The sequence below is a fragment of the Mycobacterium seoulense genome (assembly GCF_010731595.1).
Classification (GTDB): Bacteria; Actinomycetota; Actinomycetes; order Mycobacteriales; family Mycobacteriaceae; genus Mycobacterium; species Mycobacterium seoulense.
The window spans coordinates 2,049,001-2,064,179 of the sequence record NZ_AP022582.1 but is presented as its reverse complement, the minus strand read 5'-3'; the positions used below and the strand labels follow the sequence as shown (position 1 = coordinate 2,064,179).

General features: G+C 69.1%; 11 protein-coding genes. 8 read left to right on the top strand and 3 right to left on the bottom strand.

What is annotated here, in order from left to right; translation table 11 throughout:
* Positions 1-42 precede the first annotated feature (42 nt).
* On the bottom strand, positions 43-1,227 hold the full coding sequence (locus tag G6N37_RS09470; protein WP_163679095.1) for a glycoside hydrolase 5 family protein: 1,185 nt from the start codon (positions 1,225-1,227) through the stop codon (positions 43-45).
* Between the two features lie 166 nt (positions 1,228-1,393).
* Positions 1,394-2,239, bottom strand: coding sequence for a 3-methyl-2-oxobutanoate hydroxymethyltransferase (gene panB, locus G6N37_RS09465; protein ID WP_083172859.1), 846 nt, complete (start codon positions 2,237-2,239; stop codon positions 1,394-1,396).
* A gap of 243 nt (positions 2,240-2,482) precedes the next feature.
* Between panB and G6N37_RS09460 the strand changes: the two genes are divergently transcribed.
* From G6N37_RS09460 to G6N37_RS09430, 7 genes are all read left to right on the top strand, one after another.
* Positions 2,483-4,039: an alpha/beta hydrolase gene (locus G6N37_RS09460; protein WP_163679091.1), complete on the top strand. Its 1,557-nt coding sequence runs from the start codon at positions 2,483-2,485 to the stop codon at positions 4,037-4,039.
* A gap of 107 nt (positions 4,040-4,146) precedes the next feature.
* Positions 4,147-5,709, top strand: coding sequence for an alpha/beta hydrolase (locus G6N37_RS09455; protein WP_163679088.1), 1,563 nt, complete (start codon positions 4,147-4,149; stop codon positions 5,707-5,709).
* A gap of 90 nt (positions 5,710-5,799) precedes the next feature.
* Positions 5,800-7,137 carry a glutamine synthetase family protein gene (locus tag G6N37_RS09450; protein WP_163679085.1) on the top strand — a complete coding sequence of 446 codons (1,338 nt, stop codon included), beginning with the start codon at positions 5,800-5,802 and terminating at the stop codon, positions 7,135-7,137.
* 63 nt (positions 7,138-7,200) lie between these two features.
* Positions 7,201-10,185, top strand: a complete 2,985-nt coding sequence (locus G6N37_RS09445; protein WP_163679083.1) for a bifunctional [glutamine synthetase] adenylyltransferase/[glutamine synthetase]-adenylyl-L-tyrosine phosphorylase — start codon at positions 7,201-7,203, stop codon at positions 10,183-10,185.
* On the top strand, positions 10,182-10,826 hold the full coding sequence (locus G6N37_RS09440) for a PaaI family thioesterase (RefSeq protein WP_163679080.1): 645 nt from the start codon (positions 10,182-10,184) through the stop codon (positions 10,824-10,826). Before G6N37_RS09445 ends, G6N37_RS09440 begins: the two co-directional genes overlap by 4 nt.
* Positions 10,823-11,683 carry a TIGR03619 family F420-dependent LLM class oxidoreductase gene (locus G6N37_RS09435; protein ID WP_163679078.1) on the top strand — a complete coding sequence of 287 codons (861 nt, stop codon included), beginning with the start codon at positions 10,823-10,825 and terminating at the stop codon, positions 11,681-11,683. The genes G6N37_RS09440 and G6N37_RS09435 overlap by 4 nt, the downstream gene beginning before the upstream one ends.
* A gap of 69 nt (positions 11,684-11,752) precedes the next feature.
* Positions 11,753-12,295 (top strand): GNAT family N-acetyltransferase, encoded by a 543-nt coding sequence (locus G6N37_RS09430; RefSeq protein WP_163679075.1) that lies wholly within the window; start codon positions 11,753-11,755, stop codon positions 12,293-12,295.
* A gap of 777 nt (positions 12,296-13,072) precedes the next feature.
* Here the strand turns inward: G6N37_RS09430 and glnA are convergent.
* The gene (glnA, locus tag G6N37_RS09425) at positions 13,073-14,509 is read right to left on the bottom strand and encodes a type I glutamate--ammonia ligase (RefSeq protein WP_163679071.1); all 1,437 of its coding nucleotides are present in this window, start codon (positions 14,507-14,509) and stop codon (positions 13,073-13,075) included.
* A 244-nt stretch (positions 14,510-14,753) separates the two neighbouring features.
* On the opposite strand from glnA, the gene G6N37_RS09420 reads away from it, so the two are divergent.
* Complete coding sequence (locus G6N37_RS09420; protein ID WP_163679068.1) at positions 14,754-15,176, top strand: RDD family protein; 423 nt, start codon at positions 14,754-14,756, stop codon at positions 15,174-15,176.
* Positions 15,177-15,179 lie beyond the last annotated feature (3 nt).

Here is a 15,179-nt window from a genome sequence, read left to right as displayed (position 1 = left end):
GTGACGGCGGCCGTCCGGGGTGGGCCGTTCCCGGCCCCGGCGCTATGGGGGCGGCGGCGGGTCTTCCCGCAGATGCATCGCCAGGCCGCTCAGCTCGCGGATCGTTTGCATCTCGGGGTCACGGAATGGCCGTCCGTCGGGCGCGAGCAGGTCGTGGAACCACTCGGCCGGCATGGCGGGGTACGGGTGCTCCCAGGAATCCCATGGAAAGAACGTCTGGGTCTTCCCGGCGACCAGCCCCCAGTTGAACGCGCCGACGTTGTAGCGCTTCGCGATGGGCAGCACACCCTGAACGGTGCTGCCCAACGGCCGGGCCATGTATTCGGTGCACAGCATCGGTCGCCCCTGGGGTGCGAGCTCGGCGATGCGGCTCTCGAACTCCGCGGGCTCGGCGTAGGAGTGGAAGGTGATCACGTCGGAGTTGTCCAGCTGGATGCCGCTGATCACGCTGCGGCGCCCGGGGTCCGCCCACTCGCCGTCCCAGACACCGCTGGTCAGCGGTTGAGACGGGTCGACCGAACGCGCCCAGCCGAACACCTGCGGCAGCAGGTCGGCGACCAGGTCCAGCTTGTCGGCCCGCTCGACCGAGCGGTAGTACTTCGATGGGTTGTCGGGCTCGTTCCACAGGTCCCAGCCCAAAACGCGGTCGTCGGTGCGGAATTGGGTGAGCACCCCGGTGACGTAGCCGCGCAGGGTCTGCAGGTAGGCGCGGTCATCGAGGCGTTGCGCGCCGGGGGCCTGCACCCACCCGGAGTTGTGCACGCCGGGGGTCGGCGCGCGCTGCGGACCGGACTGGGGATGCGGGTCCCAGCAGGAGTCGAACAGGACGAACAACGGCTTGATGTCGTGGCGGGCCGCGATGTCGACGAACTGGCCCAGGCGGACTTGGAACCCCCGAGGGTCCTGCGCCCACAGCAGATCGTGCAGGAAGACCCGCACCGCGTTCAGCCCGTTGGCCCGGGCCCAGCCCAGCTCGGTGTCGATGCGTCGCGGGTCGAACGTCTCGGCCTGAAACATCTCCAGCTGGTTGATCGCGTTCGACGTGATGTAGTTCGCCCCGACCGGCCAGCCCTGCGCCTGATACCAGCGGTCGGCGCGCTCAGGGGACCAGCGGCTTGCCTGCGGCGAGGTGCCAGGCGCGGGTTGCGCGGCCGCGCGAGGTGCTCGGGTCAGTGCAGCGCCTCCTGCCAGTAACAGCGGTATCTTCAGCACCGTTCGACGGCGCACGAAGTCACCACGAATGCCCCTGTCGATGTGTTCACCCTTGCTCTCGGAGTCGAGACTTCATCATCCAAGAGCAATCGTACCCGCCTGCCACACAAGGAATTTCGGAATTGACAGGATCGGTGGGTGATCGGTGGCCGCCGGTTCGCGGAACCTCTGGTCGCGTCCGTCAGAAGCAGTGCTCGTCGGCCGGGAAGACCCCTTCGGCCACCTCTTGCGCATATTGCATTGCGGCCCGGCGCAATTCCCCGCCGATGTCGCCGAACCGCTTGACGAAGCGGGCGGCCTTGCCGCTGCTGACCCCGGCCATGTCCTGCCAGACCAGCACCTGGCCGTCGCAGTTGGGGCCGGCGCCGATCCCGATGGTCGGGATGGTCAGCTTGCCGGTGATCTGAGTGGCCAGCTCGGCCGGCACCATCTCCATCACGACGGAGAACGCTCCGGCTTCGGCGACCGCGATCGCGTCGGCGACGGTCTGTTCCGCGGCGTCGCCACGGCCCTGCACCCGGAAGCCGCCCAGGCTGTTCACGCTCTGCGGCGTGAACCCGATGTGCGCCATCACCGGGATGCCCGCCGCGGTCAGGCAGGCGATCTGCTCGGCGACCCGCTCGCCGCCCTCGAGCTTGACGGCGTGGGCGCCGCCCTCCTTCATGAACCGGGTGGCAGAGGCCAGGGCCTGGGCCGGGCCCGCCTCGTAACTGCCGAACGGCAGGTCCGCGACGACCAGGGCGTGGCGGGCGCCGCGCACCACGCCGCGGACCAGCGGGATCATCTCGTCGATCGAGACGGGCACCGTGGTGTCGTAGCCGTACACCACGTTGGCGGCCGAGTCGCCGACCAGCAGGACCGGAATGCCGGCCTCGTCGAAGATGCGGGCGGTCGAATAGTCGTAGGCCGTGAGCATCGCCCACTTGTGCCCTTCGGCCTTCATCTTCTGCAGGTGATGCGTGCGGATTTTGGTGAGCGGCTGCGCCTGCTCGGACGTGCCCGCACCGTAAACGTTCTGCTCAGACATCATTGTCCCTATGGGTGGTCGGTTCGATCCTCGTGGCCGGATAAGGTCCCCGGGTTCGTCTGACGGTGTCATTCTGCCACCTCTTTTGTGCGGTTGCACCGTCGGTGTGATGTGAGACATACCATGCCCGGCACGATCACCGCGATGCCGGTGGCAATGGCAGCGCCGCTCGCGGGCACCCGGTAACCCGCTGGTGGTGGCGCTCATGAGGATCTCAGCTTCCCTCTGGCAGCATATGTTGGCATGGGTCTGTCTCGCCGCGACAAGGTCGCGCGCACGCTGCTGGTTTGGACAACGGTCGCTGCCGTGGCGCTCCTCGTCGCGGGTTGCGTACGCGTTGTCGGCGGGCGCGCCGTCCTGGCCGGGCCGAGGCTCGGGCAGGCGGTGGAGTGGACGCCGTGCCGAAGCTCGAACCCGAAGGCCAAGATTCCCGCCGGCGCGCTGTGCGGCAAGCTGGCGGTGCCGGTCGACTACGACCACCTCGACGGAGACGTCGCGACGCTGGCGATGATTCGCTTCCCCGCCACCGGGGACAAGGTCGGCTCGTTGGTGATCAACCCCGGCGGTCCCGGTGAGTCCGGCATCGAGGCCGCCCTGGGGGTCGTTCAGTCGTTGCCGAAGCGGGTCCGCGAACGGTTCGACCTGGTGGGCTTCGACCCGCGCGGGGTGGGCTCGTCGCGGCCGTCGGTCTGGTGCAACTCCGACGCCGACAACGACCGGCTGCGCACCGAGCCGAACGTCGACTACAGCCCGGCGGGCGTCGCCCACATCGAGGACGAGACGAAGGAGTTCGTCGGCCGCTGTGTCGACAAGATGGGCAAGAACTTTTTGGCCAACGTCGGCACGGTCAACGTCGCCAGGGACCTGGACGCGATCCGCGCGGCGCTGGGCGACGACAAGCTGACCTACCTCGGCTACTCCTATGGCACCCGGATCGGCTCGGCCTACGCCGAGGCCTACCCGGACAAGGTGCGGGCGATGATCCTGGACGGGGCCGTCGACCCCAACGCCGATCCCATCGAGGCGGACCTGCGCCAGGCCAAGGGCTTTCAGGATGCCTTCAACGACTACGCCACCGAGTGCGCCAAGCAGTCGAGCTGCCCGCTGGGCACCGACCCGGCCAAGGCCGTCGACGTCTATCACAGCCTGGTCGACCCGCTGGTCGACCCGAACAACCCGATGGTCGGCAGGCCGGCCCCCACGAATGACCCACGGGGACTGAGCTATAGCGACGCCATCGTCGGCACGATCATGGCGCTGTACTCGCCGACGTTGTGGCACCACCTCACCGACGGGCTCAGCGAACTGGTCAACCACCGCGGCGACACCCTGCTGGCTTTGGCCGACATGTACATGCGCCGCGACGCGCACGGTCACTACACCAATGCCACTGACGCGCGGGTCGCCATCAACTGCGTCGATCAGCCGCCGATCACCGACCGTGCCAAGGTGATTGACGAAGACCGCCGCTCGCGGGAGATCGCGCCGTTCATGAGCTACGGCAAGTTCACCGGCGACGCCCCACTGGGCACCTGCGCGTTCTGGCCGGTTCCGCCGACGAGCAAGCCGCACACCATCTCCGCGCCCGGCCTGGCCCCGACCGTGGTGGTGTCGACCACCCACGATCCCGCCACCCCCTACAAGGCCGGGGTGGATCTGGCCAACCAGTTGCGCAGTTCGCTGCTCACCTACGACGGGACCCAGCACACGGTGGTGTTCCAGGGCGACAGCTGCATCGACAACTACGTCACGGCCTATCTGGTGGGCGGGGCGACGCCGCCCAGCGGCGCAAAGTGTTAGGGCGGGAAGGGGTCTGACGCCGGGCGCAATCCGACGCTCGGTGAGGGCGGCAGACGAGACCAAGGCGTAACCGTTTCGCGCCGCTTCGGGAACCCGGGGCTGAAACGATGACAGCCATGTCGCGCCTGAGACCGCTGAGTTCGGCGCTCCTGTCATTCGGGCTGTTGGTCGGGCAATCCGCGACGGGACCGGCTGTCGCCGGCGCCACCCCGGAACCCGGTGCGGGGCAGACCGCGGCCCCCAGGCCGTCGGCGGCGACGCCGCAGGCATGGGGGAGCTGCGGTCAATTCACCACGGACACAAGCGATGTCCCGACCGCGCAGTGCACCACCGTCTCCGTCCCGGTCGACTACGACAATCCCGGAGCGGGGCAAGCCAGGCTCGCGGTGATCCGCGTGCCGGCCACCGGCCAGCGGATCGGTTCCCTGCTGGTCAATCCGGGCGGTCCCGGCGGGTCGGCAGTCGACATGGTGGCCGGGATGGCTTCGAATCTCGACGGCACCCCCATCAGGCGCAACTTCGACCTCGTCGGCTTCGACCCGCGGGGGGTGGGGCACTCAACCCCGGCCCTGCGCTGCCGCTCGGACGCCGAGTTCGACGCCTACCGGCGCGAGCCGATGGTCGACTACAGCCCGGCCGGTGTGGCGCACATCGAACAGCTCTACCAGCAGCTGGCCCAGCAATGCGCGAGCCGCATGGGGCCCGGGTTCCTGGCCAACGTCGGCACCGCCTCGGTCGCGCGCGACATGGACATGGTCCGTCAGACGCTGGGCGACGACCAGATCAACTACCTCGGCTACAGCTACGGAACCGAGCTGGGCACCGCATACCTGGAGAAGTTCGGTGCCCACGTCCGGGCGATGGTGCTCGACGGCGCGATCGACCCCACCGTCGGGCCGGTCGACGAGAACGTTCAGCAAATGGCGGGATTCCAAACCGCTTTCAACGACTACGCCGCCGACTGCGCCCGATCGGCGGGCTGCCCGTTGGGCACCGACCCGGCCCAATTCGTCAACCGCTACCACGCGCTGGTCGACCCGTTGGTCGCCAAGCCGGGTCGGACGTCGGACCCCCGCGGCCTGAGCTACGCCGACGCGACCACCGGCACCATCAACGCGCTGTACACGCCGGCGCACTGGAAGTACCTGACCAGCGGTCTGCTCGGGCTGCAGCGCGACACCGATGCGGGCGACCTGCTGCTGCTCGCCGACGACTACGAAGGCCGCGACCGCGGCGGGCACTACACCAACGATCAGGATGCATTCAATGCGATCCGATGCGTCGACGCGCCCACGCCGAAGGATTCGGCGAGCTGGGTCTCCGCCGATCAGCGCATCCGCCGGGCGGCGCCGTTCCTCAGCTACGGGCAGTTCACCGGGAGCGCGCCCCGCGACCTGTGCGCGCTGTGGCCGGTGCCGGCCACGTCGACGCCGCACGCCGCGTCGCCCGCGGCGCCGGGCAAGGTCGTCGTGGTCTCTACCACCCACGATCCGGCCACCCCGTACCAGGCCGGGGTCAACCTGGCGCGCCAGCTGGGCGGCCCGCTGATCACCTACGACGGGACGCAGCACACCGCGGTGTTCAACGGGGACCAGTGTGTGGACGCCGCGGTGATGCGTTACCTCGTTGCGGGCGCGTTGCCGCCCCCGGCCTACCGGTGCCAGTCATGACCACACTGAGCAGCTTGTTTGCAATGTCCGCAATTGTTCCGATTGTGCATCGGTAACACAGATTTAACAGCCGTTGCCTACTGTCGGGTTATGGATCGCCAGAAGGAATTCGTCCTCCGCACCCTGGAGGAACGGGATATCCGCTTCGTTCGGCTGTGGTTCACCGATGTGCTCGGCACGCTCAAGTCGGTCGCCATCGCCCCGGCCGAACTCGAAGGCGCCTTCGAGGAGGGCATCGGCTTCGACGGATCCTCGATCGAGGGCTTCGCGCGGGTCTCGGAATCCGACACGGTGGCCAACCCCGACCCGTCGACCTTCCAGGTGCTGCCGTGGGCCTCCGGCGGCCACCACCACTCGGCGCGGATGTTCTGCGACATCACGATGCCGGACGGCTCCCCGTCGTGGGCCGACCCACGGCACGTGCTGCGCCGCCAGCTGCAGAAGGCCAACGACCTCGGCTTCTCCTGCTACGTCCACCCGGAAATCGAATTCTTCTTGCTCAAGCCCGGCCCTGACGACGGGTCGCGGCCGGTTCCCGTCGACACCGCCGGCTACTTCGACCAGGCGGTGCACGACTCGGCGTCCAACTTCCGTCGGCACGCGATCGAAGCGCTGGAATTCATGGGCATCTCGGTCGAGTTCAGCCACCACGAGGGCGCCCCCGGCCAGCAGGAGATCGACCTGCGGTTCGCCGACGCGCTCTCGATGGCCGACAACGTGATGACGTTCCGCTACGTCATCAAGGAGGTCGCGATCGAGAACGGGGCGCGGGCTTCGTTCATGCCCAAGCCGTTCGCGGAGCATCCCGGCTCCGCGATGCACACCCACATGAGCCTGTTCGAGGGCGACGTCAACGCGTTCCACAGCCCCGACGACCCGCTGCAGCTGTCCGACGTGGGCAAGTCGTTCATCGCCGGGATCCTCGAGCACGCCTCGGAAATCAGCGCGGTCACCAATCAATGGGTCAACTCCTACAAGCGGCTCGTGCACGGCGGCGAGGCGCCCACAGCCGCGTCGTGGGGTGCGGCGAACCGGTCGGCGCTGGTGCGGGTGCCCATGTACACCCCGCACAAGACGTCGTCGCGGCGCATCGAGGTGCGCAGCCCCGACTCGGCGTGCAACCCGTACCTGGCGTACGCCGTGCTGCTGGCCGCCGGGCTGCGCGGGGTGGAGAAGGGCTACGTGCTGGGGCCGCAGGCCGAGGACAACGTGTGGGACCTGACCGCCGAGGAGCGGATCGCGATGGGTTACCGCGAGCTGCCGACCAGCCTGGACAGCGCGCTGCGGGCCATGGAATCCTCGGAGCTGGTCGCGGAAACCTTGGGAGAGCACGTTTTTGACTTCTTCCTGCGCAACAAGCGCGCGGAGTGGGCCAATTACCGCAGCCACGTCACGCCGTATGAGCTGAGCACCTACCTGTCGCTGTAGCCCCGTCGGCGTCAACGGGGCGCCCGGCTTACCCCTGCACCGCGGGCGGGTTGCGATACCGTCGTGGTCGTGACCAAACCCGTGACCCAGCGCCCCCGACTGCCCAGCGTGGGCCGGCTCGGCCTGGTCGATCCGCCGGCGGGCGATCGCCTGGCGCAGCTGGGTTGGTATGACCACGACGACCAGGCGCACGTCGACCTGCTGTGGGCGTTGTCGCGCGCGCCCGACCCCGACGCCGCCCTGCGCACGCTGATCCGGCTGGCGGAGAATCCCGACACCGACTGGGACGAGCTCAACGCCGCGCTGCTCACCGAACGCCCGTTGCGCGGGCGGCTGTTCGCCGTGCTCGGCTCGTCCCTGGCCCTCGGCGATCACCTGGCCGTCCACCCCCAGTCGTGGAAACTGTTGCGGGGCAAGGCCAAACTTCCCACGCACGAAGAGCTGCGCGCGGCGTTCATCGCGTGTGTCGAGGAGGCGTCGGCCGATCCCGGTGCCGTGGTGGCGCGGCTGCAAACCCTGTACCGCGACCAGCTGCTGGTATTGGCCGCGCTGGATCTGGCGGCGACGGTGGAGGACGAGCCGGTGCTGCCGTTCACCGTGGTGGGCGCGCAGCTGTCGGACTTGGCGGACGCCGCGCTGGCGGCCGCGCTGCGGGTGGCCGAGCTGAGCGTGTGCGGCGACGCGACGCCGCCGCGGCTGGCGGTCATCGCGATGGGCAAATGCGGTGCCCGCGAACTGAACTACGTCAGCGACGTCGACGTCATCTTCGTCGGCGAGCGCGCCGACCCGCTCACCACCCGGCTCGCCAGCGAGATGATGCGGGTGGCCTCGTCGGCCTTCTTCCAGGTCGACGCCGGGCTGCGGCCGGAGGGCCGCAGCGGTGAGCTGGTCCGCACCGTCGAATCGCACATCGCCTACTACCAGCGCTGGGCCAAGACCTGGGAGTTCCAGGCGCTGCTGAAAGCCCGCGCGGCCGTGGGTGACCCGGGACTCGCCGAGCGTTACCTGACCGCGTTGATGCCGATGGTGTGGGTCGCCTGCGAGCGTGAGGATTTCGTCGTCGAGGTGCAGGCCATGCGCCGCCGGGTCGAGCAGCTGGTGCCGGCCGACGTGCGCGGCCGCGAGATCAAGCTCGGCAGCGGCGGGCTGCGCGACGTGGAGTTCGCGGTCCAGCTGCTGCAGCTGGTGCACGGCCGCGGCGACGAGTCGCTGCATGTGGCGTCCACGGTGGACGCGCTGGACGCGTTGGGGCAGGGCGGCTACATCGGGCGCGAGGACGCCGCGAACCTGACCGCCTCCTACGAGTTCCTCCGACTGCTCGAACACCGGCTACAGCTGCAGCGGCTCAAGCGCACCCACCTGTTGCCCGAGGTCGAGGACGAGGAGGCCGTGCGCTGGCTGGCGCGCGCCGCGCACATCCGGCCCGACGGGCGGCACGACGCCGCCGGCGTGCTCCGCGAGGAGCTGCGACACCAGAACCTGCGGGTCTCCCAGCTGCACGCCAAGCTCTTCTACCAGCCGCTGCTGGAGTCGATCGGCCCGGCCGGCCTGGAGATTCGGCACGGCATGACGTCGGAGGCCGCCGAACGGCAGCTCGCCGCGCTCGGCTACGAGGGCCCGCAGACCGCGTTGAATCACATGTCGGCGTTGGTCAACCAGAGCGGCCGGCGTGGTCGCGTGCAGTCGGTGTTGCTGCCCCGGCTGCTGAACTGGATGTCCTACGCCCCCGATCCGGACGGCGGGCTGTTGGCCTACCGCCGCCTCAGCGAGGCGCTGGCCGGCGAGAACTGGTACCTGGCCACGCTGCGCGACAAACCCGCGGTGGCCAAGCGGCTCATGCACGTGCTGGGCACCTCCGCGTACGTGCCGGACCTGTTGATGCGCGCGCCCCGGGTGATTCAGGACTACGGCGACGGCCCGGCCGGGCCCAAACTGCTCGAGACGGACCCCGCCGCGGTTTCCCGGGCGCTGATCGCCTCGGCGGCCCGCCATCCCGACGCGGTGCGGGCCATCGCCGCCGCCCGCACGCTGCGCCGCCGCGAGCTGGCCCGCATCGGCTCGGCCGACCTGCTGGGCTTCATGGAGGTGACCGAGGTGTGTCGCGGCCTCACCTCGGTGTGGGTGGCCGTGCTGCAGGCCGCGCTTGAGGCGATCATCCGGGCCAACCTGCCCAAGGACGGCAGGGCGCCGGCGGCCATCGCGGTGATCGGCATGGGCAGGCTGGGCGGCGCCGAGCTGGGCTACGGGTCCGACGCCGACGTGATGTTCGTCTGCGAGCCGGCCCATGGTGTCGAGGAGCCGGCGGCGATCCGGTGGTCGACGATGGTCGCCGAGCAGGTCCGCGCGCTGCTGGGCACGCCCAGCGTCGACCCGCCGCTGGAGGTCGACGCCAACCTGCGGCCCGAGGGCCGCCAGGGCCCGCTGGTGCGCACGCTGGGTGCCTACGCCGCCTACTACGAGCAGTGGGCGCAGCCGTGGGAGATTCAGGCGCTGCTCCGCGCGCACGCGGTGGCCGGCGACGCGGAGCTGGGCGAGCGGTTCTTGCTGGCGGCCGACAAGACGCGGTATCCGCCCGGCGGGGTGTCCGCCGAGATGGTGCGCGAGATCCGCCGCATCAAGGCCCGCGTCGAGTCCGAACGGTTGCCGCGCGGCGCCGACCCCAACACGCACACCAAGCTGGGCCGCGGGGGCCTGGCGGACATCGAATGGACCGTGCAGCTGATGCAGCTGCGGCACGCGCACGAGATTCCCGCCCTGCACAACACCTCGACGCTGGCGTGCCTGGACGCGATCGCCGCGGCCGGCCTGGTGCCCTCCGAGGAGGTCGATCTGCTGCGGCAGGCGTGGCTGACCGCCACCCGGGCCCGCAACGCGCTGGTGCTGGTCCGGGGCAAGCCGACCGATCAGCTGCCGGGGCCGGGGCGCCAGCTCAATGCGGTCGCGGTGGCGGCGGGCTGGCCGACCGACGACGGCGGGGAGTTCTTGGACAACTATCTACGGGTGACGCGGCGGGCTAAAGCCGTCGTGCGGAAGGTGTTTGGGAGTTGAGTCAGGAGGCCGGCGCGTTGGACGCCATATTCGAGGTGCTCGACGCGGCGGAGGCTGATCGAGTCACAGCGCTCTACGCCCCGTTGGCCGACGCCGTGCGCGAACTGGTCGACGCCACCATCCGGACCGAGGTCGACGACGACGCCGTCGCGCAGGCGCGGTCGGCGATCGAGGCGGTCACCGCGTCGTTGCGGCAACGGACGCGCCCGGTGGGGGTGAGCTACCGCGTCGACGGCCGCCCGTTACCGCTGGGCAACGCCGCGATCGGGGTGTGCAACCCGATCGCGCCGCCGATCGTCGTCCACCACGACGGCGGCGGCCGCTGCTGGAGCGAGTTCGTCCTCGGGTCGGCGTACGAGGGTCCGCCGAAGCTGGTGCACGGCGGCGTCAGCGCCCTGGTGCTCGACCACATGCTCGGCGAGGCGGCCAGTGAGGGGCTGTCCAAGGCGCGGTTCACCGGAACCATCACCGTGAAGTACCTGCGGGGCACCCCACTGGGCCCGCTCCGCTGTGAGGCGTGGGTCGACGGCAGGGAAGGCCGCAAAGTGTTTGCGCGCGGCACCATTTCGGATGCCGCCGGTGTCACCGTCGAGGCTGAGGGCGTCTTCATCGAGCCCGCGTGGGCGCGGGACGCGGAATGAAGTTCTACATCAGCAGTGCGTTCCTGAACACCCCGGAGATCATCGAACTCGCGAAGGCCGCTGACGAACTCGGCTACGACGGCATCGGCATACCCGACCACGTCGTCAACCTGGAGACCCTCGAGACCCCGTACCCGTACACCAAGGACGGGGAACGCCGCTGGCAGCCGTTCACCGACTGGCCCGATCCGTGGGTTCTCATCGGTGCGCTGGCTCAGGTCACCACGCGCCTGCGGTTCGTCAACACCGTCTACATCCCCGCGATGCGCAACCCGTATTCGGCCGCCAAAGCCATTGGCACCGCGGCGGTTCTGGCGTCGGGCCGGGTGGAACTCGGCATCGGCGTCGGCTGGTGCCGGGAGGAATTCGCGTTGATGGGCGAGCGGTTCGAGGCCCGCGGGAAACGCACCGACGAGATCATCGAGTTGATGCGGGCGCTGTGGCGGCCCGGCTGGACGGAGTTCGAGGGTGCGTTCTACCGCGCGCCGCGACTGGAAATGGAGCCCACGCCGCCGCCGATACCGGTGTACGTCGGCGGGCTCAGCGATATCGCGCTGCGCCGCGCCGCCCGCAACGACGGCTGGATCGGCGATCTGATCAATACCGAACGCGCGATCGGGGCCGTGGGGCGGCTGCGGGAGTTGCGCGCCGAAAACGGGCTGTCGATGGACGATTTCACCATCCTGACGCCGCTAACCGACGCCTTCACCACCGCCGACTATCAGCGCGCCGCCGACGCCGGCATCACCGGGATCATCACCATGCCGTGGATGTTCTACGCCGGGCCGGACGCCTCGCTGGACGACAAGATCGACGGCATGCAGCGCTTCCGCAAGGACCTGGCGCTCGACGGCTGATCGTCAACTTTTTCGTCGCGCGAGCACTTCGCCGACGAAACCGCTTGCAAGCCTGGAAGAATGCCGGGCATGCCCGCGAACCTCGGCCAGGTGCGTCCGGCGTCCGCGCAGGACGCCGCGGCATGCCTCGCGGTCTATCGCCCGTATGTCGAGGACACGACGATCAGCTGGGAAATCGACGTCCCGAGCGTGGGGGAGATGGCCACCCGCATCGCCGCCGCCCGCGAAGCCCACGAATGGCTTGTCCTCGAACGCGCGGGCCGGGTCGTCGGCTTCGCCTACGGCCACGCGCTTGTGCGCTTGCCCAGCTTCCAGTGGTCGGCCGAGACCGGAATCTATGTCGACTTGGACCAGCAGCGGACGGGCGCCGGTCGCCGGCTCTACACGCGACTGCTGCGCCGGCTCACCGAGCGCGGCTACCGCAGGGCTTTCGCCGGCATCACCCAACCGAACGAGGCCAGCATCGAGTTTCACCGGTCATTCGGGTTTCGAGACGTCGGGCTGTATCGGCGCGTCGAATGGAAACACGGCCGCTGGCACGACGTCGCGTGGATGCAGCTCGACCTGTTCGGCGCGGCCGAACCCGACGAGCCGCCCGGCCCGATCGTGTGATCGGTTAGCGGCCGCCGCCGGCGCCGCCACCGAGGCGGCCGCCACCGGCACCGCCTCCGCTGACGCGGCCCCCGCCGCCCCGCCACCAAAGCGGCCCCCGCCGGCACCGCCACCAAAGCGGCCGCCACCGGCACCGCCTCCGCTAACGCGGCCCCCGCCGCCCCCGACCATTACATGTGCGGTGCTGATAGTCATGGCCGAGAAGTTAACGCCGGATCCCCTGCCGCCGCAAGAGTTTCAATCTTAACTTTCGGCGTCGACGAGCACCGGGCCCTGACCCCGACCAACGCGCGGGGCGGCGGCGCCGACCGCTTCTGTTGCGGCGGACCGGTGTTGGTGTCCGGCGGGCCACCGCGGGGTGGCGCAATCGTGAAACCCCCATCTGCGGCTGGACGGCTGGGCTATATGTCTCACTGGCGAGTTCGGAAAATCGCCGCCGCCACCGGATCGTCGAAACATCGCAGAGTGGAGGGTGCTACGTGAGTCACGAGTTGCGTCGTCGCGGCGTTGTTGTGCGCCTTGGGTTGGCTGCCGGCTCCGCGCTGGCCGCGGGGTTGATCTCGGCTCCGGTCCCAGCGCCGGCCCTGGCCCAGGGCGATTGACTCCGGGCTCGGGTCCCGGCGCCGGCACGGGTCTCGGCCCCGGGGCAGGTCCTGGCCCCGGTCGCCGCGGCGCGTGCATCGGCAGGTAGTCGCTCCGCACAGACGAAACCACCCGCGCGGCAATCGGCAATGCGATCGCGGCGCGGGTGGCGTCGTCTAGCGGATACCTCTCGACTTAGACGTCGTAGTACAGGGCGAACTCGTACGGGTGCGGGCGGATCTGCACCGGCAGGATCTCGTTCTCGCGCTTGAAGCTGATCCACGTCTCGATCAGGTCGGGCGTGAAAACGCCGCCCTCAGTGAGGTATTCGTGGTCCTCTTCCAGCCGGTCGATCACCGCGGACAGCTGGGTGGGCGCCTGCGGGATGTTGGCGGCCTCCTCCGGCGGCAACTCGTACAGGTCCTTGTCGACCGGGGCCTGCGGCTCGATCTTGTTCTTGATGCCGTCCAGCCCGGCCATCAGCATCGCCGAGAACGCCAGGTACGGGTTGCCCGACGAGTCGGGGCAACGGAACTCGAGCCGCTTGGCCTTCGGGTTGCTTCCGGTGATCGGGATCCGGACGCAGGCCGAGCGGTTGCGCTGGCTGTAGACCAGGTTGATCGGCGCCTCGTAACCGGGGACCAGTCGCTTGTAGGAGTTCACGGTCGGGTTGGTGAACGCCAGCAGCGACGGGGCATGGTGCAGCAGGCCGCCGATGTAGTGCCGGGCGGTGTCCGACAGGCCGGCGTAGCCGGTCTCGTCGTACATCAACGGGCTGCCGTCCTTCCACAGCGACTGGTGGGTGTGCATGCCGGACCCGTTGTCGCCGAACAGCGGCTTGGGCATGAAGGTGACGGTCTTGCCGTTCTGCCAGGCGGTGTTCTTGACGATGTACTTGTACAACTGCATGTCGTCGGCGGCGTGCAGCAGCGTGTTGAACTTGTAGTTGATCTCGGCCTGCCCGCCGGAGCCCACCTCGTGGTGGCCCTTCTCCAGGCTGAAGCCGGCTTTGATGAGATTCGCCAGCATGTCCGCGCGCAGGTCGACGTAGTGGTCGACGGGAGCGACCGGGAAGTACCCACCCTTGGGGCGGACCTTGTAGCCGCGGTTGGGGGTGCCGTCGTTCTCGGTCGGCTCGCCGGTGTTCCACCAGCCGGAGATCGCGTCGACCTCGTAGAAGGAGCCGTTGGTGCGCGAGTCGAAGCTGACCGAGTCGAAGATGTAGAACTCGGCCTCGGCGCCGAAGTAGGCGGTGTCGGCGACGCCGGTGCTGATCAGGTAGTTCTCCGCCTTGCGGGCGATGTTGCGCGGGTCGCGCGAGTAGGGCTCGAGGGTGAAGGGGTCGTGCACGAAGAAGTTCAGGTTCAGCGTCTTGTGTGCGGTGAACAGGTCGATCTGCGCCGTCGCGGGGTCGGGCAGGAGCAGCATGTCGGATTCGTGGATGGACTGGAATCCGCGAATCGACGAGCCGTCGAAGGCCAGCCCGTCCTCGAAGACGCTCTCATCGAAAAACGAAACCGGAATCGTGAAGTGCTGCATGATGCCTGGCAGGTCACAGAACCGGACGTCGACAAACTCGACGTTCTCGTCCTTGACGATTTTGAAGACGTCGTCGGGCGTCGTTTCCGTCACAGAAATGCTCCTTTACTGGTGAGATCCGCGGCCTGACGCTATGGAGCAGATGTTGCCCGCCAGTCAACCCCGTGTTGCGCGCAGGTTACGCGACCGGTGTCATCCACCAAACAGGTGGGGTCGGCGGCGGGTTCTATTGTGGGGCCATGGATCGCAAGATCGTATCTGGTCGGGCTCGCGAGCGCAGCGTTGACTTTCGGCTCCAAGCCGTGCAGGCCGGGAAGCCGAACGCCGGTCTGGGCCGATGACGCCGGAACCCCGGTCCGCGTTCCCCGGCGAGAGGCTGGGCCTGCCGGAGAGCGGGCCGGGATCCCTGGCCCCGATGGGACGCCGGCTGGGCGCGCTCATGATCGACTGGCTGATCTCCTACGGCCTGGCGGCGCTGGGCCTGCGCTTCGGCGTCTTCTCCGAACACACGCTGGCGACAGCGGTGCTGGCCATCTGGTTCGTGCTCGGGGCGATCTCGGTGCGGCTGTTCAGCTTCACGCCGGGGCAGCTGGTGCTGGGTCTGCAGGTGGTAACGGTCGACGGGCGGCCGTCGGTCGGCATCATCCGCGCCGTGGTGCGGGGAGTGCTCGTCGGCACCGTCGTCCCCGCATTGTTCACCGACTGGGACGGCCGCGGCCTGCAGGATCGGCTGACCGCGACGGCGGTCGTGCGGCGGTGAGTG